Below are 25133 nucleotides of genomic sequence, written 5' to 3' on the forward strand. Positions count from 1 at the left end.
ATTATTCAGCAGTGCTAATCAGAGTGCCTTCTGCTTCACCCATTACCACGCGACGTAGTGCGCCTGGTTTGTTCATATTGAATACGCGGATTGGCATTTTATGGTCACGAGCCAGTGTAAATGCTGCTAAATCCATCACTTTTAGTTCTTTATCAAGAACTTCTGCGTAGCTCAGGTTATCATACAGCTCTGCGTCAGGGTTGGCTACTGGGTCAGCCGTAAATACACCATCAACTTTTGTCGCTTTTAGAACTACGTCAGCTTCAATCTCAATTCCGCGTAGACATGCAGCAGAATCTGTTGTGAAGAATGGGTTACCTGTACCTGCTGAGAAGATAACAACACGGCCTTGGCGCAACTCGCGGATTGCGTCTGCCCAGTTGTAATCGTCACACACACCTTTTAGTGGGATTGCAGACATAACACGAGCATTGACGTATGCACGGTGCAAAGCGTCACGCATCGCCAAACCGTTCATTACTGTTGCTAACATACCCATGTGGTCACCAACAACACGGTTCATACCCGCTTCAGCAAGACCAGCACCACGGAACAAGTTACCACCACCGATAACCACACCGACCTGAACACCCAGTTCAACCAGTTCTTTTACTTCTTGAGCCATACGATCCAAGATCGCAGGATCAATACCAAAACCTTCTTCGCCTTGAAGTGCTTCACCACTCAGTTTTAACAGAATACGTTGATACGCTGGTTTAGGGTTCGTAGTCATGGAGTTTACCTTCCAAAAGAGAGTTGTTGTTGATTAACAGTCATGGATGGACAAGAGATGCATTTTCTATTCTGAAAAACGCTGAGTTCTTGCCCATTCATCACGGTTAATCGTTTAGACGCCAGTCGTAAAAAGACCGCAGCCTTGGCTACGGTCTAAACTTTATGCGCTTCTCTAAGGATTAACCTTTTTGAGCAGCTGCTACTTCGTCAGCGAAGCTCATTTCTTCGCCTTTATCGATACCTTCACCTACTTCTAGGCGAACGAATGTAGCTACTGAAGCACCGCGCTCTTTCAGGATTTCGCCTACAGACTTCTTAGGTTCCATAACGAAAGCTTGACCAGTCAGAGAGATTTCGCCTGTGAATTTCTTCATGCGGCCAACAACCATTTTCTCTGCGATTTCAGCTGGTTTACCTTCGTTCATAGCGATTTCTACTTGAACAGCTTTCTCTTTTTCTACTACGTCAGCAGGTACGTCTTCTGGGTTTACGTACTCTGGACGAGAAGCAGCTACGTGCATTGCAACGTGCTTAAGAGTTTCAGCGTCGCCTTCACCAGCAACAACTACACCGATTTTCTCACCGTGACGGTAAGAAGCGATTGCAGCACCTTCAACGTACTGAACGCGACGGATGTTGATGTTTTCGCCGATCTTAGCAACAAGAGCAACACGCTCTTCTTCGAATTTAGCTACTAGCTCTTCAACAGAAGCTTTAGATGCTAGAGCGTCTGCTGCAACTTTCTCTGCGAATGCAGTGAAGTTAGCATCTTTAGCAACGAAGTCAGTTTGGCAGTTAACTTCAAGAAGAACTGATACACCGTTGTCTTCTTTGATGATGATTGCACCTTCAGCCGCAACGTTACCTGCTTTCTTAGCAGCTTTCGCAGCACCTGATTTACGCATGTTTTCGATTGCTAGTTCAACGTCGCCGTTAGTTTCAACTAGCGCTTTCTTACATTCCATCATGCCTGCGCCAGTACGGTCGCGCAGTTCTTTAACTAGAGCAGCAGTAACAGCCATTCTCTATTCCTCAGTTTAAATCTGGATTTGGTAAAAAACAGGGGCCTACATTTTCGGCCCCTGCTGATAACTATAACTTAGTTTATGCGACAACTAGATTTCACATAGACCAAGTGTGACGCGGAGCCGCTATTATTCAGCTTCTACGAAACCGTCTTTTTCAGCAGCTACAGCAACATCTTTGTTACGACCTTCAGTTACTGCAGAAGCAGCAGCGTTTAGGTATAGCTGTACCGCACGGATTGCGTCATCGTTACCAGGGATAACGAAGTCAACGCCATCTGGGTTAGAGTTAGTATCAACTACAGCGTAAACTGGGATACCTAGGTTGTTTGCTTCTTTAACTGCGATGTGCTCGTGATCAGCGTCGATTACGAATAGAGCGTCTGGTAGGCCGCCCATATCTTTGATACCACCAAGAGATTTCTCTAGCTTCTCCATTTCGCGAGTACGCATTAGAGCTTCTTTCTTAGTTAGCTTGTCAAAAGTACCGTCTTGAGACTGTGCTTCTAGGTCTTTTAGACGCTTGATAGACTGACGAACAGTTTTGTAGTTTGTTAGCATACCGCCTAACCAGCGGTTGTTAACGTAGAACTGGTTGCTTGCAATAGCAGCTTCTTTAACAGCTTCAGATGCAGCGCGCTTAGTACCTACGAATAGAACTTTACCTTTCTTTTCGCCAACTTTAGCTAGCTCAGCTAGAGCGTCGTTGAACATTGGTACAGTTTTTTCTAGGTTGATGATATGAACTTTGTTACGAGCACCAAAGATGAATGGCTTCATTTTTGGGTTCCAGTAACGAGTCTGGTGACCGAAGTGAACACCAGCTTTAAGCATATCGCGCATTGATACAGTTGCCATTTTAAAATCCTCTATGGGGTTAGGCCTCCACATCCCCCATAACTCCGACTAGGCTTCTGCCCAGCACCCCGGAATATGTGACGGAATGTGTGTGATTTAAAGATATAAGTTAATTGGAAGTCGTCAGCTTCGCCGCGAGGTTTCACCAAGCAGAGAGAACAGACCACATTTCCGGCGCGCTTTATACCATATTTTTGCCCTTAATGGCTAGTAAAAAACGATTATTCATTGCACAGGCTAGCTCTCTCATTGCCAGCTTGCGTATAGAGCTACATGAAGAATCATTCTCATTATGTACGGTTCCTGCTAGAATGCGCCCATTCGCACCATAGAGTGCCACTGAATGAAATAGAGAAAACCGATGTCAATCAAGATCAAAACCGCTGAAGAAATCGAGCGCATGCGAATCGCAGGCGCACTGGCCGCTGAAATCCTAGAAATGATCGAACCTCACATTAAAGAAGGGGTAACGACAGATGAGTTGAACCAAATTTGTCACGACTACGGGATCGAAAAAGGCGCTTACTCTGCCCCTCTTGATTACCACGGGTTCCCTAAATCCATTTGTACTTCAATCAACCACATTGTGTGTCACGGTATCCCAGCGTCAGAAGACGAAGTGGGTAGCAATGGTCAGCCGAAACCTGCCGTTTTGAAAAACGGAGACATCATCAACGTTGATATTACTGTCATTGTTCCTAACGATGAAAATGCCGACCTCAGTGTGCGCCCGCAGGGTTATCATGGCGACACATCTAAGATGTTCTTCGTCGGTGATGTGTCTCCGGCTGATAAGCGCCTGTGTATGGTCACGCAAGAAGCACTGTATGTGGGAATGCGCAAGGTAAAACCAGGAGCAACTGTCGGTGACATTGGTACTGCGATTGAAAAGTACATTAAAGAAAACAACAAAAAGAACCCACGTAATAAGTTCTCTATTGTAAAAGACTTCTGTGGTCATGGTATCGGTAATGAGTTCCACGAAGAACCACAGATTGTCCATTACAAGAACAACGATCGCCGTGTTCTTCAAGAAGGCATGTGCTTTACTATCGAGCCGATGATTAACGCGGGCAAGTTTGGCGTCACAGTCGATGCTGAAGATGACTGGACTGTCTATACTGGTGACGGCAAGAAGTCAGCACAATACGAGCATACGTTGCTGGTCACCAAAACTGGCTGTGAAGTCATGACTCTACGCAGTGACGACACCATCCCTCGTATAATGAACAACGTCTAATCCGATTTTATTGATTTAATATCCCCGTTTTACGGGGATATTTTTTTATCAGCGCCATTTTGATAGATTGGTATCTAATGGATATTTAGCACGGACTCGCGGTATGCCCTTTCAGTCTCCTCTGACATTCGAAGATGATCAGATCTCAGTCAATGAGCTCAAATCTCAACTGGAGCAATTTGCTCTCTATCAGAAGCAGGAATTTCTCGAACATCACCCTGTGACCGACCTCGTTTTAGGTCGCTCTGATTATATTGACTTACTTCTCAACCGCCTGTGGCAACACTTTGGCTTTTCCGACCTGCCGAATATCAGCTTAGTGGCGGTCGGTGGCTATGGACGGGGCGAACTTCATCCACTGTCGGATATCGATATTTTGATCGTTTCTCGCCATAGCTTGCCTGATAACCTAGCGAGCAAAGTCAGTGAATTCATTACCTTACTCTGGGATCTTAGACTCGAAATAGGTCATGCGGTACGAACGGTTGAAGAATGTGCGGCTATAGGTCGCGACGATCTCACTGTTGCCACCAACTTACAGGAAGCCAGATTACTGTGCGGCTGTGAAGAGACTTTCCAAAAATTAAAGTTAGAAATTCATTCCGAATCGTTTTGGCCAAGTGAAACCTTTTACAAAGCGAAAATTCAGGAGCAGCGTAGCCGTCACGCCAGATACCATGACACCACATACAATCTTGAGCCTGACATCAAATCGACACCGGGCGGCCTGCGCGATATCCATACCTTGAGCTGGGTTGCCAGACGCCATTTTGGTGCGACGTCTTTGCTTGAAATGAGCAAGTATGGCTTTCTAACCGACGCTGAATATCGTGAGCTGGTTGAGTGTCAGGATTATCTCTGGCGAGTGCGCTTTGCACTGCATTTGCATCTGAAAAGGTACGATAATCGTCTGACCTTTGCCCACCAGGCTCAAGTGGCTGAGTGTCTGGGTTTTGAAGGTGAAGGGAATCGCGGCGTTGAAATGATGATGAAGGAGTTCTACCGCACGCTCAGGCGCGTGGCTGAACTCAACAAAATGCTGCTAAAGCTGTTTGACCAGGCCATTTTAAACAATGGGGTTGAATGTCAACCTGAGATCCTTAGTGAAGACTTTCAGCGTCGTGGTCATTTAATCGAAGCTCGAAAGCCAGCTTTATTCCAAGCTCGTCCAGAAACCATTCTCGATATGTTCCTTCATATCGCTAACGACTCGAGCATTGAAGGGGTTGCACCACCGACGCTACGTCAACTCCGAACCGCTCGTCGCCGCCTGAACAAGTTCCTCCATACCATTCCAGAGGCGCGAGAAAAGTTTATAGAGCTTTGTCGCCACCCAAACGCTCTGCACAAGGCTTTCAGCTTAATGCACAAGCTTGGTGTCCTCGCCGCTTACTTACCACAATGGAGCCAGATTGTTGGTCAGATGCAGTTTGATCTGTTTCATGTGTACACCGTCGATGAACACAGCGTTAGGTTACTCAAACACATCAACACTTTTGGCAACTCACAGAATTACGACAAGCACCCTATCTGCTGCGAAGTGTACCCGCGTATTCAAAAGAAAGAGTTGTTGATCATCGCGGCTATTTTCCACGATATCGGTAAAGGGCGCGGCGGCGACCACTCAGTAATTGGTGAGGGGGAAGCCTACAGCTTTTGTATCGAGCACGGCCTGTCGAAACCAGAAGCCAAATTGGTCGCTTGGCTAGTCAGACATCACCTGCTTATGTCAGTCACTGCGCAACGCCGCGATATCTATGATCCAGAGGTGATCACTGAATTTGCCAAACAGGTACGTGACGAAGAATACCTTGAGTATCTGGTGTGCTTAACCGTAGCCGATATCTGCGCGACTAACCCCGAACTATGGAACAGCTGGAAACGGACCCTATTGGCAGAGCTCTTCTACTCCACGCAACGAGCATTGCGCCGCGGGCTGGAGAACCCTGTTGACGTGAGAGAGCGTATTCGCCACAACCAACAGCTTGCCTCTGCCCTATTACGCAAAGAAGGGTTTAGTGCGCGAGAAATTGAAGTGCTGTGGCAGCGTTTCAAAGCGGATTACTTTCTCCGCCACACCCACAAGCAGATCGCTTGGCACTGTATGCACCTGCTGCGCCATGAGGATCATGCCAAACCGCTGATCTTAGTCTCAAAGAAAGCGACCCGAGGAGGCACGGAAGTGTTTGTCTATAGCCGTGACCAACACGCCTTATTCGCAACAGTGGTGGCCGAGCTGGATAGACGCAATTTTAACGTTCATGACGCTCAGGTTATGACCAGTAAAGATGGCTATGTACTCGATACTTTTATGGTCTTGGATCAACACGGTCAGGCGGTTGATGAAAGTCGTCACAAGGCCGTGATTAAACATTTAGCCCACGTATTGAAAGATGGCAGGCCAACAAAGATTAAAAACCGCCGTGTGCCACGTAATCTTCAGCACTTTAAAGTCAAAACACGGGTCGATTTCCTACCAACAAAGAGCAAAAAACGCACTTTAATGGAATTTGTCGCCTTAGATACCCCCGGGTTACTGGCAACCGTCGGGGCGACTTTTGCGGATTTAGACCTTCACCTTCATGCAGCAAAAATCACCACCATTGGTGAGCGAGCAGAGGATTTGTTTATCATCACTGGTGAGCAAGGCGGCAAGCTAACCGAAGAGCAAGAAGCGCAACTTAGGGAAAGTTTGACCGCCAATGTGGCCGAGCTGGCGCCGTAAGCGATCTTGCCCACAAGTTGCAAAGGTGTACTAAAAATCAGCTATCTACAACGTGATTAGGCTGCTACATTATTGATGTTAACAATATTTGTACACCCTGCTCATAAGTGCGCGGGGTGATTTTGAATCAACACAAAGAGGTAGCCTATGTTTCCACACCTCACTGGTTTAGGTATTCACGATCCTAAACAGATTGAGCGCTATTCACTACGCCAAGAAGCGCACAAGGATGTGTTAAAGATCTATTTCTACAAGCAGAAAGGCGAGTTATTCGCTAAAAGCGTAAAGTTCAAATATCCCCGTCAGGTTAAAAACGTTCTTGTGGACAGCGGAAGCCATAAGTACAAAGAAGTGACCGAAATTAATCGCAACCTGACTCTAGTGATCGATGAGCTGAACAAACTCACCAAGCCAGAGAAACTCGCTGAAGTGGATGTGAAGCAAAAGATTCTGTCCGATCTTCGTCACTTAGAGAAAGTGGTTTCAAGTAAGATCACAGAGATCGAAGCTGATCTAGAAAAACTTAAATAAAGACTTAGCGAAATCGCTTCGAGAATTAAAACAATTTGGAGGGCTGATGTGAGAGCATCAGCCCTTTTCTTTTAGGTTTTGGGGAGCTTAAAGCCTACTCTCTCACCGTATCAAACTAGACGAGCCAGCCTGCGTATTTTCCCACAAAGTAAAGCGCCACACCTGCCATGATACCCGCGACGATATCATCCAGCATAATACCTAAGCCGCCGTGAACACGCTTATCTAACCAGCCAATCGGCCATGGCTTGACCATATCAAAGAAACGAAACAGCACGAACCCGGTCAGCAGCCATTTCCAATCCGTTGCTGAAAGTTGAAACAATGGCACCACCAGCATGGTTATCCAAAAGCCGGCGAATTCATCCCATACGATAGAACCATGGTCGTGCACACCCATGTCGTCCGAGGTCACCTGACATATTTTGATACCAATCAGGCAAGAGGCAATCACCGCCACTATGTATACAGGTAAAGGTAACTGAACCAGAAAGAAGTAGAAAGGGATTGCAGCCAACGTCCCCATCGTACCTGGTACGACAGGAGAAAGGCCACTGCCAAAGCCTGTAGCGAGTAAGTGCCACGGGTTTTTCAATGAGATGAGTAAAAGTGGATTTGTCATTGTACTACTTAGAATTATTTAAAGTGATCATAGCCTTGCAACACCCAATCTAATGCTTGCCCTTGCTGGTGCAACTCAAACGTCCCTTGTGGTCGTATTTGACCAATGCAGGTAATCTTAGCGCCACAATGCGCAAGAGCACTGTCGATAGAGCCTTTATTATGCTCAGGTACCGTAAAGCACAATTCGTACTCTTCCCCGCTGGACAAGGCATATTGCTGAGCTTTAGCTAAAGTGCCCGTAAATTGGATAAGAGCATTAGAGACAGGTAACAGCGAGACGTCAAGGCTTGCCCCAACAGAAGAACGTTTCAGAATGTGTTGCAGATCTGAAATCAAACCATCTGAAATATCGATAGCTGAGCTGGCGAGATTAAGGAGTGCTTGACCAACCAAAACGCGAGGTGTCGAGAGATAGTGGCGTTGTTCTAATTCCTGAGCAAAAGGCTGAGACTTCAGTTCCGGGTTGAGGACAATATCCAAACCGGCTTTGCTGTCTCCTAAATCACCCGTTACATAAACCCAATCACCCACTTGAGCGCCGTCACGACGTAGTGCCTTATCTGGGTCAACCAATCCTTGCACTGTAAGCGTTAAACTTAACGGGCCTTTAGTGGTGTCACCACCAATCAACTGCACCCCATAATAATCCGCAAGCTCAAAAAATGCATCGCAGAAAGGCGCTAACCAAGCCTCATCGGGTTCAGGCATCGTCAAGGCAAATGACACCCATGCTGGTGTCGCGCCCATGGCGGCAAGGTCACTGATGTTGGATGCTAACGCTTTATGAGCGACCCAAGCAGGGGGGGCATTTTCAAGAAAATGAGTCCCTGACACCAGCGTATCTGTGCTGATCGCGACAGAAAGCCCCTCAGGTACTTTAACTAAGGCGCAATCATCACCGGCCGCCAGCAGGACATCTTTACGTGACGCCTGTCGGCCAACGAAATACTTTTCGATTAAATTAAATTCACCAGACATAGTACTCAATGTAACGTTAGGCATAAAAAAGGCCAGCATTTGCTGACCTTTTTCTATCAATTCGGCTTATTTTTTGCGAACGTGTGGTGCGGCTTTATCTAGCACACCGTTGACAAACTTGTGGCTCTCTTCAGCAGCGAACACTTTAGCCAGTTCGATTGCTTCATTGATTACCACTTTGTAAGGCACATCTTCACGACGCGTCATTTCATACATAGCAAGACGAAGCAAAGCCAGCTCCATCATGTCCAAATCTTGCATTGGGCGAGCAGTGTAAGGACGAATCTTGCTGTCTAGCTCTGTGTGACTTAGCACAACACCTGTTAGCAGGTCACGGAAGTATGCAACGTCAGTATCTGGTGCAACAAGCGCTGGCTCAGCAGCATGATGCTCTTCTTCATCATACTTACCACCAGATAAGAACTGCTCTTCAATAGTGGCAACATTTTCTTTAGTAATTTGCCATGAGTAGATCGCTTGTAGAGCGAATCGACGTGCATTACGACGTGCGGCTGGTTTCACACTGGCCCCCATTAGGAATCGATTTCAGATAGAACGTTAATCATTTCAAGTGCGCTTAGTGCAGCCTCTGCACCTTTATTACCAGCCTTGGTTCCTGCGCGCTCGATAGCTTGGTCAATTGTATCAACGGTCAGTACACCAAACGCCACTGGAAGACTGTACTCCAGAGACACCTGTGCAAGGCCCTTGTTACATTCACTACAAACATAGTCAAAGTGAGGTGTGCCGCCACGAATAACAGTACCTAGTGATACGATCGCATCGAACTTGCCTGTTTTTGCTACGCGCTGAGCTACCAATGGAAGTTCAACCGCACCCGGACAGCGAACAACGGTGATGTTATCTTCGCTGACTTGTCCATGACGCTTTAAAGTATCGATTGCACCAGACAATAGACTTTCGTTAATAAAACTGTTGAAACGAGAAATAACGATAGCAATTTTTGCGTTTGGCGCTGGGAAGCCACCCTCGATCACTTTCATAAGCCTTCCTTTAACTATGTTCATCAAGTGAGAATCGCCGGATTCTAGCACAAATCTGTGAGCAATATCTAATGGAAATTTAGCATTCCTCAATTAGCAGAACGGCGTTAAAAACAAAGAAGGCAATTGGTTCATCACCCTTTGCCTTCTTATCCAATCTAGTTACTTTCTACCTGCTTACTCGCAAACGTATTCAACCACATTAAGACCAAAACCACCCAAAGCGTGGTATTTCTTATTGGTTGAAGAAAGTAGACGCATGTCATGCACACCCAAATCCGCCAAAATCTGCGAGCCGACACCAACACGTCGTGATGTCCCTTGCTTCTTCGCCAAGGTTGGCGCTTCACCTTTATCTTGCGCTTCAAACATTTTCACGCGGTGGATAAGCAGATCCGTTGATTCTTCGTTACCAAGAATCACCAAGACGCCACCGTCTTCACCAATGCGCTTCATTGCTTTATCTAGCGTCCAACTTCTTTCAGCATTACGGTCGCTACGCAGTAGGTCAGTAAACGTATCTTGAAGGTGTACTCGAACCAATGGGGCGTTTTCTTGCACATTGCCTTTGCACAGCGCGTAGTGGACCTGATTGTCGATAGTATCGCGGAAGGTCACCAGTTCAAATTCGCCGTATTCTGTTGGCAATTTGCACTCTGCAACACGCTCGATAGTGGTCTCTGTGTTGTTGCGGTATTCGATCAAATCAGCAATAGTGCCTAGCTTAATATCGTGTTTCTCAGCGAAGATTTCTAGATCTGGGCGTCGAGCCATTGTGCCGTCGTCATTGAGGATTTCAACAATCACACCAGAAGGTTCAAAACCAGCCAGACGCGCCAAGTCACAACCTGCTTCAGTGTGGCCAGCACGAGTCAGGACACCACCGTCTTGTGCGGCAAGTGGGAAAATATGTCCTGGTTGAACCAAGTCCGCCGCTTTGGCGTCTTTTGCAACCGCAGCTTGCACGGTGCGCGCACGATCTGCTGCTGAAATACCTGTTGTCACGCCTTCCGCCGCTTCAATAGAAACAGTGAAGTTAGTCGTGTACTGGGCATTGTTATCCTGAACCATAGGTGGCAAGCCTAAACGCTCACAACGTTCTTTGGTCATCGTCAGGCAGATCAGGCCACGGCCGTGAGTTGCCATGAAGTTGATCGCTTCTGGAGTGACATGTTCGGCCGCCATGATTAGATCGCCTTCATTTTCACGATCTTCGTCATCCATCAGGATGACCATTTTCCCTAAGCGAATGTCTTCGATGATTTCTTGAGGCGTACTAATTGGCATTTCTCTGTTCCTGTTATCTGGGCACTTGGCGACTTTATTCTGTGTCAACGCCCAGCGTTTTAGGCTGGGCGTCGGTTAATTTATGCAAAACCGTTTTGCTGGAGAAACTCCATGGTCAAACGCGATTCTGGCTGCTCTTTTTGGCTGGTCAGTAAACGTTCCATGTAACGTGCTAATACGTCCACTTCCAAATTCACTTTTCGTCCAACGTGGAAATCTGCGATGGTCGTTTCTTCGCCGGTGTGTGGCACTATCGTAAGTTTAAAGGCATTTTTGCGCAGAGCATTCACCGTCAGGCTGATACCATCCACAGTAACGGAGCCTTTCTCAGCCACATATTTAGATAGCTCTTCAGGCATGGAAACCCAAAACTCAATCGCTCTCCCCACCTGATTGCGTTCAGTAATTTCACCAACGCCATCCACGTGACCAGAAACAATATGACCACCAAAGCGTGTGGTTGGCAGCATGGCTTTTTCGAGGTTGACCTTGCCACCTACTTGGTAATCCGTGAACCCAGTTTTGTTCAATGTTTCTAACGACAAATCGGCGCTATAGCTGGTTGAATTGAAATCCACAACCGTCAAACACACGCCGTTCGTTGCTATGCTATCGCCGAGTTTGACGTCTGACATATCCAGCTTACCCACTTCAACGGTGACACTAATATCTTCACCTTTTGGAGTAATTGCTGTTAGCGTCCCAACAGCTTCAATAATTCCTGTAAACATATTTACGCTTCTTTGTTCTTAAGTCGGGCTACAAGGCGAATGTCTTGGCCAACTTGTCTGATATCTTGAATATCGAGTTCAATGACCTCTGCCATCGATTCTAGGCCAAGTGCACCGAATAATCCTCGGCCGTCACTGCCCATAATTTTAGGCGCTAGATACAATACTAACTCATCCACCAAGCCTTCTTTAATCAGACTGCTTGCCAGAGTGGCACCCGCTTCAACCCAGAGATGATTAATATTGTGATGGGAGACCAAATTTGCAAATGTTGATTTCAAATCGATTTGCTCTGAGTCATTAAGTAAGAGAGCTACATCGCCTTGTGCAGAGATGACAATACGCTCACCGTCAGTCGAATAGAATTTGAGTTCGGAAGATAGCTGCTGCTGACGATCCAACACCACTCTGACAGGCTGGCGCACATCACTTTCAGGCAGCTTAGCCTGCACAGACTCAGGTAGCTCAGACCAACGAACATTCAGCGATGCATTGTCCTCAATCACCGTTTTGCTTGTCGATAAGATAGCGCCGGCTTGAGCACGGTAGTTTTGTACATCCTGCCTTGCCTGAGGAGACGTGATCCACTGACTTTGACCATTACTCAGCGCGGTTTGGCCATCGAGGCTTGCGGCCATTTTCAGCTGCACAAATGGCATTCCGGTTTTCATCCGTTTGATGAAAGCAGAGTTCAGAGCCATCACATCGCTTTCTAGCAATCCAACCTGAACTTCAATACCCGCATCACGCAGCATTTTAATGCCACGCCCCGCCACCTGTGGGTTTGGGTCTTCCATGGCACAAATCACTTTCGCCACTTTAGCTTTGATCAAACCCTCAGCGCATGGAGGGGTGCGGCCGTAATGAGAACAAGGCTCAAGGGTGACATAAGCGGTCGCCCCCACAGACTTATCGCCTGCCATTCTTAATGCATGTACTTCCGCATGGGGTTCGCCAGCGCGGTAGTGAAAGCCTTCACCGACGATGTCGCCATCAAGGGTAATAACACAACCAACATTCGGGTTTGGTGCCGTGGTGTAGATGCCGCCTTTAGCCAATTCAATCGCACGCGACATCATTTGATAATCTTGAGGGGTGAATTCAGACATGTTTACGTTAATCTTCTAATCGGGCAATTTCTTCGCCAAACTCACGAATATCTTCAAAGCTACGGTAAACGGACGCAAAGCGAATGTAAGCGACTTTATCCAGCTCTTTAAGCTGATCCATAACCAAATTACCGATCATTTCACTAGGCACTTCACGCTCTCCGGTCGCCCGTAGTTGAGACTTGATCATGCTGATGGCAAGCTCAACAGAGTCCGCGCTCACTGGGCGTTTTTCCAACGCTCGCTGCAAACCACCGACCATTTTATCTTCATTGAATGGTTCGCGATTTCCATTTGATTTAATCACGCGAGGCATCACCAGCTCAGCGGTTTCGAATGTGGTAAAGCGTTCGCTACAAGCTAGACACTGCCTGCGACGGCGAACCTGATGACCATCAGCCACCAGACGAGAATCGATCACTTTCGTGTCATTCTCAGAGCAAAAAGGACAATGCATATCACCTCCATAATATACTCAAACAACCTCTGCGCTTAACGCACATTGATAGAACCAATAAAGAGATTTTGTTCTATGCAAATATCAACGAGAATCCCTTTTAGGATAAGTTGTTAACGCGCAAACGAAGTCACTTGAGTATATCGCAGCTAGTGTAGCGGATTTGGTAAAGTGAAGAAAAGCAAAAGGGGCGAAATCGCCCCTTTTTCATATCGGAATACTGAGTTTTGTTAACTACGCGGTAGGTAGTTAGCCTTTCCTACCCATTTATAGCTGGTAAGCTCTTCTAACCCCATTGGGCCACGAGCATGCAGCTTCTGTGTCGATACAGCAACCTCAGCACCTAAGCCGAACTGCGCGCCATCGGTAAATCGAGTAGAAGCGTTAACATACACAGCCGCAGACCCCACTGAATTGATGAACAGCTCTGAATTTACCAGACTGTTCGTCATAATTGCATCAGAGTGGCTGGCATTATGGACTCGCATATGATCGATAGCTTGTTTGACATCCTTAACCACTTTGACACCTAAGGTGTAGCTGAGCCATTCTGTATCAAAGTCCCCTTCGCCACTATCACGTATCTGCTTAGCGTTAGCCATCAAAGCCTTTGCTTGAGGCTCTGCAACAAAGGTGACTTTCTCTTCCATACGAGCTTTCAACATTGGCAGAAACTCGGCTGCGACAGCTTCATGAACCAATAAAGTATCCAGCGCATTACAAGCCGAAGGACGCTGCACTTTCGCGTTTTCGACGACTTCTAGAGATTTCTGGAGATCAGCACTCTCATCGACAAATACATGGCTGATACCAAAGCCGCCAATAATGACAGGGATCGTGCTGTTTTCTTTACACATTTTGTGAAGACCAGCACCACCACGCGGAATGATCATGTCAACGTAGTCATCCAGCTTAAGCAGCTGAGAAACCAACTCTCGATCCGGCTTCTCAATATACTGAACCGATGCTGCAGGCAGCTCGGCTTTAGCAAGCGCAGACTGAATAACCTTGACCAGCTCCATATTGGAGAAAAATGTCTCTTTACCACCGCGGAGGATGCTTGCGTTACCCGTTTTCAAACACAAGGCTGCAATATCAATAGTCACGTTCGGGCGTGCTTCGTAGATGACGCCAACAACCCCTAATGGCACTCGACGGCGAGACAGAGACATGCCGTTTTCTAGGACTTTACTATCAATTTCGCTACCGACAGGATCGTTAAGGCTAATCACGTTACGTACGTCATTGGCAATTCCCGACAAACGAGCTTCGTTAAGCAGCAGGCGATCAAGTAGCGCTTCTGTCAGACCTGCTTCACGACCCAGTTCAATATCTTTCGCATTCGCCGCCAAAATCGTGTCTGCGTTGGCTTCAAGTTCGTCGGCGATGATCGCTAACGCTTGGTTTTTTTGCGCCGTTGATGCTGTTGCCAGTTGGAAAGCTGCGTCTTTGGCAGCTTGACCCATAGAAATCAGTTCCACTATCTTTCCCTCAATTATTCCTGAATTACGACCATATCGTCACGGTGCAGCACTTCGCTGCCATAGTCGTAACCCAAAATTCCTAAAATATCTTTACTGTGCTTACCAATTATCTTGGTCATGTCTTGGCTGGAGTAACTGGAAATCCCGCGCGCCACCAAAGCGCCGCTCTGATCAGTCACACGTACCACCTCACCTCGGGCGAATTCACCACTCACGTGAGTTACTCCCTTAGCCAGCAGACTGCTGCCTTTATCGATGACTGCTTTTACCGCTCCGTCATCAATGACAATATCACCTGACGCGGCTGGCCCAGCCAGAATCCAGCGTTTGCGACTTTCGAGCGCTTCTTCAATTGGCAGAAAGCGCGTACCTTGCGGTTCTTCACCTAATGAGTCGAATACCACATTAGGTGCGCTACCAGCTGCGATGATCACTTCAATTCCAGCTCGTCGAGCAATATCCGCCGCCTGAAGTTTGGTTGCCATCCCGCCAGTACCCAGCGTTGTGCCACTACCTCCAGCGATTTTGCGTAGCGTGTCATCAATGGTTTTTACTTCTTTGATCAATTCAGCATTTGGGTCTTTGCGCGGATCAGCGGTAAATAGCCCTTTCTGATCTGTCAGTAGGAGCAATTTGTCTGCGCCACAAAGAATGCCGACTAAGGCTGATAAATTATCGTTATCGCCCACTTTGATTTCACTGGTCGCTACCGCGTCATTTTCATTCACAATAGGAATGATGTCATTGTCGACCAAAGCATTGATGGTATCGCGGGCATTAAGAAAGCGTTCTCTGTCTTCCATGTCTGCACGAGTCAGCAGCATCTGACCAATTTTAATTCCGTAGATGCCGAACAGGGCTTCCCAGGTTTGAATCAATTGGCTCTGCCCCACCGCAGCCAATAGCTGCTTATTGGCCATAGAGTTGGGCAGTGCGGGGTAACCTAGGTGCTCTCGGCCAGCCGCAATTGCGCCAGACGATACCATGACCACAGAGTGGCCCAGTTTCTTCAGCTCAGCACACTGGCGCGCCAACTCAACCATGTGAGCGCGATCTAACGCCAATGTCCCACCAGTTAATACACTGGTACCCAGTTTCACAACCACAGTTTGGCGCTGTGTTGTGTTTCCGCATTCTTGATTCATTGTCTCTCTGCTATGAAATTAAAAGTCATCACCCATTGCTCTGGTTTGCATAGCAACACGCAGTAGCAGCAAAATGGTTATCAGACCTGATGTTTTAACAATCAAAGCATAAATTCACAAGCAGAAAAGGCGCCGTGAGGCGCCTTTTTCGTGGATAAAATAGATAGTGGAATAAATTTAGACGAACTCAACAGATTCTTTGTGCAAATCTAGCGTCATATCAAATTGTGTCTGTAGGGTTTCAATCAGCTTTTGATGAAAGCCTTCTTGGGTACGGTTAACTTCTTCAATGGCTTTTTTCGGTAACTTCTCGTCCACCCAATCCCCTTTAACATCATAGAGGCCTGTGCGGTAACGAGCAGCGAATGTCTGCCCTTCTTGTTCCAGCTCTAACCACCACCCCCAGAACTCTCTTTCTTCCGGCGATTTTTTGTCATTCACACAGACAGAAAGGCAATCAAACAAGTAACGACCTTCTTCACTTTGTGATTCTCTCAGATATGGGCCAATGGCCTTTAACGTAGACATCAAGCGGTAATGAGTTGGACTTTTTGGCTGTTCAGACATAATGAATCTCCATATTCAATATCTGTAATGATTATTCGTTGTAATTATGACGAGCAAATAAACAGGACTACTTAGTTTGGGTATTGCCCTTATATGAGTCTTGCCTAATTTATTAGATTTGTCATCTAATTAGCTCGCCCTCCAACCACTTAATCGCCAAATCGAGGGATTGCTCATATCCTTGTGTAATTGTTTTTGCACTGATTTTCTTCGCTTTTCCGTAATCACTAAACAAGGCAACCAGCTGGTTATCACTGTAGGGTGAAACGGGATCGCTTTCGAGGCTCATTGCCAGAATAGGCACCTTAGTTTTTCGGTTTGATAAAATGCCCTGAACCTTAAGCGACCAAGCCATCAACTGGCCCGCCAAACTGTTGACGTCTACCGCGTTCTTCCCTAAGCGCGACGCTAAAACATCAAGGTACATTTTCGGCATTTTCTTCAGCTTCTCCGGCGAAGAAAGCACATCATGAATCGGTGCACCTAAGCTGACACACGCCTTAATCTTGTCTGGCTCCATAAAAGACAGCCTGACTAGCGCATTGCCACCAAACCGGAACCCAATCAGCCCCACCCTATGGTGATCAACCCAAGGAATGTTAAACAGTTCGTTCAATACGGCCTGATGGAGGCAAGAGGTATCTTCCGTTAGTGTCCAATGGCTGCTGTGCCCAACTGAGGGCATATCGACAGTCAACATTGCGATGTCTTTCTTCGCTAAATGGTCACGGAACAACTTCCACATGTCGGTTTGTAAGCTGTCTAGCCCCGCACTGACCATGACCACAGGTTGCGGCTTATCGGTTTTAGTCAAATGAAGATGGGCAATTATGCGTTTATTCTGGTAGGGAACTTCTATCTGCTTAACGATGTATTTTGTTTTCTTGGACGCTTCCGTATAAGCATTGCTGGCAAGAACCTGAGCCTGAGTCGCCAAGTTATCATTCTTTAGATGCGGGTAACCGGCAATGCTAAAACATAAAGAAGCGTTAAACAGTTCATCCGCGGCCTCCTCACCCTTCAATTCATTTGAACGCTTGTGGTGAAGCATACCCAGCTTGGTCCACTCGTAAGTCCAGTTACCACTGTGATAACCCATTACGGTATCCAGCCACTCGTCGTGAGTACGTGAATGCTTTGAGGAGGCAATCTTTGCCAGAACCGCTTCGACTTCAATAGGATCTAAACCTTGCCATGCCCACTGCATTCGACGCAGGTTTCGATACCATTTAAAGCCATCTTGTTCGCGCTTTTCATCCAGCATCGACTGGCTGCTGGGCATGTATTGCGTCAGTGCGGAGGTTTCTCTGGCTTGTTTATGATTGGTGAACAGGGTTTCGGAGAGGTTTTTGCTCACTTCTTCAGACATAAGGAGGCCTAGTTAGAATAATTTTCTACATTGTATACCTGTCACGATGTAAAAGGCAGGCCAGAGTCAAGGTTCACTGGATTAGTTCACGAAAAGTGATGATAGGAAAATAGAAAAAAGAGAGGCAACATTGGGAAACTACAACAGGCAAATGACAGCCCAATAAAAAATGACCCATTAAGGGCCATTTCTCGTTTACTCAATAATCCAGTGAGGATTATTTTTGCTTGCGATTGATCGGCTCAGCGTACTGAATCGACATATCCCAAGGCTGCTCGATCCAAGTCTCCTGCGCGATATCAACCACGTAGTCATCAAGAAGAGCGGCGCCAGATGGTTTCGCACATACCGCAATCAGTTTTGCTTTCGGGTACAGCTCACGCAGCTTACGAGCGGTATCACCACTGTCTACCAAATCTTCAACGATTAAGTAGCCTTCACCGTCACCTTCTGGTGCTTTCAATACGCTCATATCACGTTGGTGATCGTGGTCGTAACTAGAGATACAAATAGTATCAACGTAACGAATACCCAGTTCACGAGCCAGAATTGCACCTGGAACAAGACCACCACGACTTACCGCCCAGATACCTTTCCACTGCTCTGCTGGCATTTGCTGCTCAGCAAGCTCACGACAATAACTGTGCATTTGATCCCAAGTAATAATGAATTTCTTACTCATTGTTCTAAACCTAATAATAAAAAGTTGAGGGCCAGTTCATTCAACTCAACGTAGAACGCACTACCCCTTGATGAAGCTCTTTAAGCAACAATGTACTTGAAGATAAAGATGGCCGACATTACCCACACACTGAGGGAAACATCACGACCTTTACCACTGAATAATTTGATAGCCGCGTAAGCGATGAAACCAAGAGAAATACCTTCCGCAATAGAGAAAGTCAGAGGCATCAGCAAACACGTCACAACAACAGGCGCCGCTTCTGTCAGGTCTCGCCAGTCAATGCTCACCAAGCCAGAAAGCATCAGAATCGCAACATAAAATAGCGCACCAGCCGTCGCATATGCTGGGATCATACCAGCCAATGGCGAGAAGAATAGAGCAAGTAGGAACAAAATACCAACCACAACAGCGGTTAGACCTGTACGGCCACCAGCGGCAACACCGGATACACTCTCAATGTAAGAAGTCGTGTTTGACGTACCCAACAGAGCACCTACCGAAGTAGCGGTTGAGTCCGCAAGAAGAGCTTTATTCAGGCGAGGAATTTTACCATCTTTATCCATCAGACCCGCTTTTTGAGACACACCCACTAGCGTGCCAGCAGTATCAAATAAGTCGACGAAAAGGAAAGCAAAAACCACTGAAATCATACCGATCTCAAATACTGCAGAAAAATCCAACTGCATGAAGGTCGGAGCAATGCTTGGTGGTGTTGACATGATGCCACCCCACTGCACATCACCAAACGCCAAACCTAAGCCAGTGACCGCCAAAATAGCGATCATCACCGCGCCTTTTACGCCACGATGAACCAGTGCAATAGTCAGGAAGAAGCCAATTGAAGCTAGTACTGCAGGTAATGAAGTAATCGAGCCAAGAGAAACAAGCGTCGCTGGGTTATCAACCACAATGCCTGCATTCTTTAACGCGATAAATGCTAAGAACAAGCCAATACCCGCCGAGATACCCGTGCGCAAAGAAAGTGGGATGGAGTTTATGATCCACTCTCGAATCTTAAACACACTCAATAGGATGAATAGCACACCGGATACAAATACTGCTGCTAGAGCAACTTGCCATGTATAGCCCATACCCAGAACTACGGCGTAGGTGAAAAAGGCGTTCAGACCCATTCCCGGTGCCTGAGCGATTGGGTAGTTAGCGACAAAACCCATGATGAAACAGCCGATAGCCGCTGCCAGACAGGTCGCCACAAAGACAGCTCCACGATCCATACCTGCATCAGCCAAAATAGCCGGGTTTACAAAGATGATGTAAGCCATGGTAAGGAAGGTTGTCATACCGGCTATGATCTCAGTTTTTACATTCGTGCCGTGTTCACTGAGCTTGAATATTTTTTCGAACATAATCGAATTCCAAAGGGTAAAAGTAAACGGTTGCGTAATCGATTGGCGGGATTATAGAGTCTACAAATGGCAAATTCCAGATAGAATTAGGACTCTAATCAATATTTCTATCTGTAAAACTCTGTCTCAAACACCCCACCTTAGTGAACATTAGTAAAAAATCCCCTAAGTTCAATAAATAACGTTGGTGTATCTCAGAGTTTGTGAAAGGTGATTTTTTCGACCATGTAGCAAACTTACATCGAAGAAAAAGCCCCGAAATGGGATTGGATATGTGTTTATGCGAATAAAAAGAAGCAAAGCTGATGAGAATAGAGAAATCATGCCATTGCAGCAGATCTTTTCAGCAGATAAAAAAACGCCACTCAAATTGAGTGGCGGTTGAATCATGTCAGCAAATTAGGAGCTGTAATAAAATTCCAATTATAGGGGTGAACAAACTTGTTCGAGAGTCACAAGCTCGGAATTAGTAACCGAAGCTCGTTGGGTATGCAAAATTGCCAGTGTAAACAGAGTTGTTTATCCAGAATGTTGCACTTGGTAAACCTTTCATAACTATCACCTTCTAAATCAATGAAAACAGATAACAAATATTGATTTCTCGGTTCCTTGGAGGCGACAAATCGGACTCATCCTTTGAGCATTTTCTCTTCGCTTTCGAAGTTGGTTACTAATATACCCCAAAGAAAATTAATTACAACAACAAAAGTGACAAAAGTCACATAAATTTCAAAAAATGACTTAAATCAAATGAATTTGGTAATTAAATTACAGGGAATATCAATTCCAATATTAATTTTATTACACTCAATAAGAACTTAGTCTCACATAGAAAAATCATTGAATCTAGGTTCTGTGATGACAGCGAAACATTTCGTTTCTGCTTTTACTACTACCTAACCTTAGGTAGTGCTATTCTGTGCCTCTCTACCCAATAGGTCAGATTTGGTTTTTTGTTCTGTTTAATTGACACAATTGCCTAACAAGATCTGGCATTATTATGATTAAGGAGTCATCCGTGTCTGAATTCCATTCTGAAATCAGCAACTTATCACCTGCACCATTATGGCAGTTTTTCGATAAGATCTGCTCTATCCCTCACCCTTCTAAACATGAAGAAGCGCTCGCTCAATACATTGTGGGCTGGGCGACTGAGCAAGGCCTAGATGTCCGTCGCGATCCGACGGGCAATGTTTTCATTAAAAAGCCAGCAACACCTGGCATGGAAAACAAGAAAGGCGTAGTTCTTCAAGCACACATCGATATGGTGCCGCAAAAGAATGAAGACACGGATCATGACTTCACTAAAGATCCTATCCAACCTTATATAGACGGCGAATGGGTAACCGCAAAAGGCACCACTCTAGGTGCAGACAACGGTATGGGTATGGCGTCTTGCCTAGCAGTGCTAGCATCTACCGATATCAAACACGGCCCGATTGAAGTGCTTCTGACTATTGATGAAGAAGCAGGTATGACAGGTGCCTTTGGCCTGGAAGCTGGCTGGTTAGAAGGTGAGGTTCTGCTAAACACCGACTCTGAGCAAGAAGGCGAAGTCTACATGGGCTGTGCGGGCGGTATTGATGGCGAAATGACGTTCGACATCAAGCGCGAAGCGATCCCTGCGGGCTACGTAACTCGTCAGCTAGTATTGAAAGGTCTGAAAGGCGGCCACTCTGGTTGTGATATCCATACTGGTCGTGGTAACGCGAACAAACTTGTCGCTCGTTTCCTAGCAGGTCACGCACAAGAGCTGGATCTACGTCTGGTTGAATTCCGTGGCGGTAGCCTGCGTAATGCAATTCCACGTGAAGCATTCGTGACTGTCGCAATCCCTGCTGAAAATGAAGCTAAGCTGGCTGAACTATTCAACTTCTACACTGACTTGCTGAAGCGGGAGTTAGGAAAAGTAGAAACAGACATCGTTTCATTCAACGAAGCCATCGAAACCAGCGAGCAAGTACTGGCCATCGCTGATCAGCAACGTTTTATCGCTGCCCTGAATGCTTGTCCTAACGGCGTGATCCGCATGAGTGACGAGATCGAAGGCGTGGTAGAAACATCTCTGAACGTGGGCGTTGTGACCACAGAGAGCGATAAGATCAACGTACTTTGCCTAGTTCGTTCATTGATTGACTCAGGTCGTCATCAAGTTGAAAGCATGCTGACATCCGTAGCGGAGCTGGCAGGAGCTAAGATTGTTTTCTCTGGCGCATACCCAGGCTGGAAACCAGATGCAGACTCTGAAATCATGGCTATCTTCCGTGATATGTACGAAGGCATATACGGCCATAAGCCAAACATCATGGTCATTCATGCTGGTCTAGAGTGTGGCCTGTTTAAAGAACCGTACCCGAACATGGACATGGTTTCTTTTGGTCCAACGATCAAATTCCCACACTCGCCAGACGAGAAAGTGAAAATCGACACGGTTGCTCTATTCTGGGATCAAATGGTCGCGCTATTGGAAGCGATTCCTGAGAAAGCTTAACCCGCTCGTCCTATAGAAAAACTAGTCAAAAGCCAGCGGGAAACCGCTGGCTTTTTTGTTATCGACTTTGATAATCAATTTTTGTCGTCACGGTGAAATTAATTCGTTAGTCACCCTCAACTCTCGCTGATACAGTCGCCGCCGTTGAAGCGCCATAGGCAATCCATCTTGCCCACTTCAACCCCTATAACAGATACACGCTATCCGTTATATCGGGGGATGCTCGGTTCTCAGAGCATCTTGATTACTTTCTCAATGTAAATGAAATGCAATGAACGAAAAACTGCTAGTGGGCTGGCGAGAAACCCTGAGCCTTCCTGAGTTAGGTATAGAAAAGATCAAGGCAAAAATTGATACCGGAGCCAGAACTTCGTGTCTGCACACATTCAAAGTCGAGAGTTTCCATAAGGATGCTGAGCTATGGGTCAGATTCTGGATTCATCCTTTGCAGCGTGATAACTCACAAGAGGTAGTGTGCGAAGCAAAAGTCATCGACCAACGTGTTGTGCGCGATTCTGGAGGCCATGAGGAAACACGTTATGTAATTGAATCGACAATCCGACTCGGTCAGCAAAGTTGGAAAGCGGAGTTGACGTTAACCAATCGTGAAAACATGGCATTTCGCATGTTGTTAGGCCGTACTGCAATGCACCATCGCATGCTTGTCGACCCTGTTAAATCGTTTTTAGTCCCCTTCGAGGAAAACCAACAATGAAAATCGGTATTCTGTCTCGCAACGCCAATCTGTACTCAACCAAGCGTTTGATCGAAGCGTGTCAGAAACGTGGTCACGAAGTAAAAGTGATCGACGCGCTACGCTGCTATATGAACATTAACTCGGATAAACCTGAGATTCACTTTAAAGGCGAAGAGTTATCGGGGTTCGATGCAATTATTCCACGTATTGGTGCATCCGTGACTTTTTACGGCACAGCTGTACTGCGACAATTTGAAATGATGGGGGTTTACCCAGTCAACGAGTCAGTGGCTATTACGCGCTCGCGCGACAAACTGCGTTCTATGCAGTTACTGTCTCGTAAAGGCATAGGCATGCCGGTTACCGGATTTGCTAGCAAACCCGATGATGTCAAAGACTTACTAGACATGGTCGGCGGAGCTCCAGTCGTGATCAAATTGCTTGAAGGCACTCAAGGCATTGGCGTGGTGTTAGCTGAAACACGTAAAGCAGCAGAAAGTGTTGTCGAGGCTTTCATGGGACTGAAAGCCAACATCATGGTTCAGGAGTACATTAAGGAAGCTGGTGGTGCTGACATTCGATGCTTTGTGATTGGTGATAAAGTGATCGCGGCAATGAAGCGTCAGGGCGCAGAAGGTGAGTTCCGTTCTAATCTGCACCGCGGTGGCAGCGCGTCACTCATCAAAATAACCCCAGAAGAACGTCGTACTGCGATTGCTGCGGCAAAAGTCATGGGGCTCAACGTTGCTGGAGTGGATCTACTAAGATCGGAACGGGGCCCTTTGGTGATGGAAGTCAACTCTTCACCAGGTTTAGAAGGTATTGAAGCAGCAACAGGCAAAGACATTGCAGGCATGATCGTCGAGTTTATCGAGAAAAATGCCTCAACCAAAAGGACTAGAACTCGTGGCAAAGGCTAAGATCAATCGCGTGTTTGACATTCTCGGCGAGCAAATCTCGCCGGGACAAAGAAAGGTGGTAGAGCTAGAGTCAGCAAAACTCTATACCCACTCTCCTTTGTCGATCCCAATCGAAGTCATCAATGGGAAATTTGCAGGGCCAACGCTGATGGTTAATGCCGCCATCCATGGTGATGAACTCAATGGCGTGGAGATAGTCCGTCAGTTAATCAACACCATTGATGCACAAAAACTAAAAGGCACTGTGATCGCAGTGCCTATCGTTAACGTGTTTGGCTTTATTCATAAATCACGTTATTTGCCAGATAGGCGTGACCTGAACCGCTGTTTTCCCGGCAGCGACAAAGGCTCACTGGCTTCTCGAATGGCAAGTGCTTTCTTCAATCAGGTGGCAAAACGTTGTGACTATATACTCGACTTACATACTGGCGCGATTCATCGCACTAACTTACCGCAGATTCGGGCGGACTTAAGCAATCCTGAAACACTGCGAATTGCACAGGCCTTTGCCACCCCTGTCATTGTTGATGCTCCTTTAAGAGATGGCTCACTGCGCAGTGAGGCCGAGCGTCTGGGGATCCCAGTGCTGACTTACGAAGCAGGAGAAGCACTGCGATTTGAGCCTATTTGCATCAATGCCGGTTTTATTGGCGTGAAACGTGTGATGCAAGCCATTGGCATGTTACGACCAGGCCGTAAAAAGCTTCCAGAGCCCGTGATCGCCAAGTCCACCAGTTGGATACGAGCGGAAAGCGACGGGATTCTGCGTACTGTAGTGACACTGGGTGAAAAAGTAGCGAAAGGCCAAACGTTAGCCTTCATAAGCGCCCCGCTGGGACACAGTGAGATTGAGCTTAAAGCCCATAAGGGCGGCATTGTGATTGGCCAACAAACTCTTCCCTTAGTCAATGAAGGGGATGCCGTGTTTCATTTGGCTTATTTTGTCGAAGATGACCAACAAGTGGAGCAGGTTGTAGAAGAGTTTATTGAAGAAGTTATCGACGCCGATCTGGAACCGCTGACAACAGGTCAAATTCAATCTTCAACCTAAGCAAAAAAACCGCTTACACCTTTTATGATGTAAGCGGTTTTCTCTTCAAGTAT

At 46.6% G+C, this 25133-nt stretch carries 24 protein-coding genes; 7 read left to right on the top strand and 17 right to left on the bottom strand.

Features of this window, described 5'->3' with window-relative positions; all coding sequences use genetic code 11:
• Position 1: 1 nt before the first annotated feature.
• The 3 genes from pyrH to rpsB form a co-directional block, all read right to left on the bottom strand.
• Positions 2–733: a UMP kinase gene (pyrH, locus tag F0265_RS16850; protein ID WP_006957910.1), complete on the bottom strand. Its 732-nt coding sequence runs from the start codon at positions 731–733 to the stop codon at positions 2–4.
• A gap of 181 nt (positions 734–914) precedes the next feature.
• The gene (gene tsf / locus F0265_RS16855; RefSeq protein ID WP_006957911.1) at positions 915–1757 is read right to left on the bottom strand and encodes a translation elongation factor Ts; all 843 of its coding nucleotides are present in this window, start codon (positions 1755–1757) and stop codon (positions 915–917) included.
• 132 nt (positions 1758–1889) lie between these two features.
• Positions 1890–2618, bottom strand: a complete 729-nt coding sequence (gene rpsB, locus F0265_RS16860) for a 30S ribosomal protein S2 (RefSeq protein ID WP_171749779.1) — start codon at positions 2616–2618, stop codon at positions 1890–1892.
• A gap of 361 nt (positions 2619–2979) precedes the next feature.
• On the opposite strand from rpsB, the gene map reads away from it, so the two are divergent.
• From map to F0265_RS16875, 3 genes are all read left to right on the top strand, one after another.
• Positions 2980–3858 (top strand): type I methionyl aminopeptidase, encoded by an 879-nt coding sequence (gene map / locus F0265_RS16865; RefSeq protein WP_006957913.1) that lies wholly within the window; start codon positions 2980–2982, stop codon positions 3856–3858.
• A gap of 103 nt (positions 3859–3961) precedes the next feature.
• Positions 3962–6583, top strand: a complete 2622-nt coding sequence (gene glnD / locus F0265_RS16870; protein ID WP_171749780.1) for a bifunctional uridylyltransferase/uridylyl-removing protein GlnD — start codon at positions 3962–3964, stop codon at positions 6581–6583.
• A 147-nt stretch (positions 6584–6730) separates the two neighbouring features.
• The gene (locus F0265_RS16875) at positions 6731–7114 is read left to right on the top strand and encodes a DUF3461 family protein (RefSeq protein WP_171749781.1); all 384 of its coding nucleotides are present in this window, start codon (positions 6731–6733) and stop codon (positions 7112–7114) included.
• Positions 7115–7229: 115 nt separating this feature from the next.
• Here the strand turns inward: F0265_RS16875 and pgpA are convergent, their stop codons facing one another.
• From pgpA to F0265_RS16945, 14 genes are all read right to left on the bottom strand, one after another.
• A complete protein-coding gene (pgpA, locus tag F0265_RS16880) occupies positions 7230–7736 on the bottom strand; it encodes a phosphatidylglycerophosphatase A (protein ID WP_171749782.1) in 507 nt (168 codons plus the stop codon).
• 14 nt (positions 7737–7750) lie between these two features.
• On the bottom strand, positions 7751–8716 hold the full coding sequence (gene thiL, locus F0265_RS16885; RefSeq protein WP_171749932.1) for a thiamine-phosphate kinase: 966 nt from the start codon (positions 8714–8716) through the stop codon (positions 7751–7753).
• A gap of 66 nt (positions 8717–8782) precedes the next feature.
• Complete coding sequence (nusB, locus tag F0265_RS16890; protein WP_006957918.1) at positions 8783–9250, bottom strand: transcription antitermination factor NusB; 468 nt, start codon at positions 9248–9250, stop codon at positions 8783–8785.
• On the bottom strand, positions 9250–9720 hold the full coding sequence (gene ribE / locus F0265_RS16895; protein WP_004415274.1) for a 6,7-dimethyl-8-ribityllumazine synthase: 471 nt from the start codon (positions 9718–9720) through the stop codon (positions 9250–9252). Before ribE ends, nusB begins: the two co-directional genes overlap by 1 nt.
• A gap of 177 nt (positions 9721–9897) precedes the next feature.
• Entirely contained in the window at positions 9898–11007 is a 1110-nt protein-coding gene (gene ribBA, locus F0265_RS16900; RefSeq protein WP_171749783.1) for a bifunctional 3,4-dihydroxy-2-butanone-4-phosphate synthase/GTP cyclohydrolase II, read from the bottom strand.
• A gap of 80 nt (positions 11008–11087) precedes the next feature.
• Positions 11088–11738: a riboflavin synthase gene (locus F0265_RS16905; RefSeq protein WP_006957921.1), complete on the bottom strand. Its 651-nt coding sequence runs from the start codon at positions 11736–11738 to the stop codon at positions 11088–11090.
• Between the two features lie 2 nt (positions 11739–11740).
• Entirely contained in the window at positions 11741–12847 is a 1107-nt protein-coding gene (gene ribD / locus F0265_RS16910; protein ID WP_171749784.1) for a bifunctional diaminohydroxyphosphoribosylaminopyrimidine deaminase/5-amino-6-(5-phosphoribosylamino)uracil reductase RibD, read from the bottom strand.
• A 7-nt stretch (positions 12848–12854) separates the two neighbouring features.
• The gene (gene nrdR, locus F0265_RS16915; RefSeq protein ID WP_006957923.1) at positions 12855–13304 is read right to left on the bottom strand and encodes a transcriptional regulator NrdR; all 450 of its coding nucleotides are present in this window, start codon (positions 13302–13304) and stop codon (positions 12855–12857) included.
• Positions 13305–13534: 230 nt separating this feature from the next.
• Complete coding sequence (locus F0265_RS16920; protein WP_171749785.1) at positions 13535–14785, bottom strand: glutamate-5-semialdehyde dehydrogenase; 1251 nt, start codon at positions 14783–14785, stop codon at positions 13535–13537.
• A gap of 14 nt (positions 14786–14799) precedes the next feature.
• Complete coding sequence (gene proB / locus F0265_RS16925) at positions 14800–15933, bottom strand: glutamate 5-kinase (protein ID WP_019277477.1); 1134 nt, start codon at positions 15931–15933, stop codon at positions 14800–14802.
• 177 nt (positions 15934–16110) lie between these two features.
• Positions 16111–16500 carry a sigma factor-binding protein Crl gene (gene crl, locus F0265_RS16930; RefSeq protein ID WP_064487950.1) on the bottom strand — a complete coding sequence of 130 codons (390 nt, stop codon included), beginning with the start codon at positions 16498–16500 and terminating at the stop codon, positions 16111–16113.
• A gap of 121 nt (positions 16501–16621) precedes the next feature.
• Entirely contained in the window at positions 16622–17869 is a 1248-nt protein-coding gene (gene frsA / locus F0265_RS16935; protein WP_171749786.1) for an esterase FrsA, read from the bottom strand.
• A 217-nt stretch (positions 17870–18086) separates the two neighbouring features.
• The gene (tet(34), locus tag F0265_RS16940; RefSeq protein ID WP_006957928.1) at positions 18087–18551 is read right to left on the bottom strand and encodes an oxytetracycline resistance phosphoribosyltransferase domain-containing protein Tet(34); all 465 of its coding nucleotides are present in this window, start codon (positions 18549–18551) and stop codon (positions 18087–18089) included.
• Positions 18552–18631: 80 nt separating this feature from the next.
• The gene (locus F0265_RS16945) at positions 18632–19921 is read right to left on the bottom strand and encodes an NCS2 family permease (protein WP_006957929.1); all 1290 of its coding nucleotides are present in this window, start codon (positions 19919–19921) and stop codon (positions 18632–18634) included.
• A gap of 1018 nt (positions 19922–20939) precedes the next feature.
• Here F0265_RS16945 and F0265_RS16950 point away from each other — a divergent pair.
• From F0265_RS16950 to F0265_RS16965, 4 genes are all read left to right on the top strand, one after another.
• A complete protein-coding gene (locus F0265_RS16950) occupies positions 20940–22412 on the top strand; it encodes a beta-Ala-His dipeptidase (RefSeq protein WP_171749787.1) in 1473 nt (490 codons plus the stop codon).
• 271 nt (positions 22413–22683) lie between these two features.
• Entirely contained in the window at positions 22684–23127 is a 444-nt protein-coding gene (locus tag F0265_RS16955; protein WP_095665958.1) for an ATP-dependent zinc protease, read from the top strand.
• Complete coding sequence (gene rimK, locus F0265_RS16960) at positions 23124–24029, top strand: 30S ribosomal protein S6--L-glutamate ligase (protein WP_021458598.1); 906 nt, start codon at positions 23124–23126, stop codon at positions 24027–24029. The genes F0265_RS16955 and rimK overlap by 4 nt, the downstream gene beginning before the upstream one ends.
• On the top strand, positions 23989–25080 hold the full coding sequence (locus F0265_RS16965) for a succinylglutamate desuccinylase/aspartoacylase family protein (protein ID WP_171749788.1): 1092 nt from the start codon (positions 23989–23991) through the stop codon (positions 25078–25080). The genes rimK and F0265_RS16965 overlap by 41 nt, the downstream gene beginning before the upstream one ends.
• Positions 25081–25133 lie beyond the last annotated feature (53 nt).

The organism is Vibrio sp. RE88 (genome assembly GCF_013113835.1).
GTDB lineage: Bacteria > Pseudomonadota > Gammaproteobacteria > Enterobacterales > Vibrionaceae > Vibrio.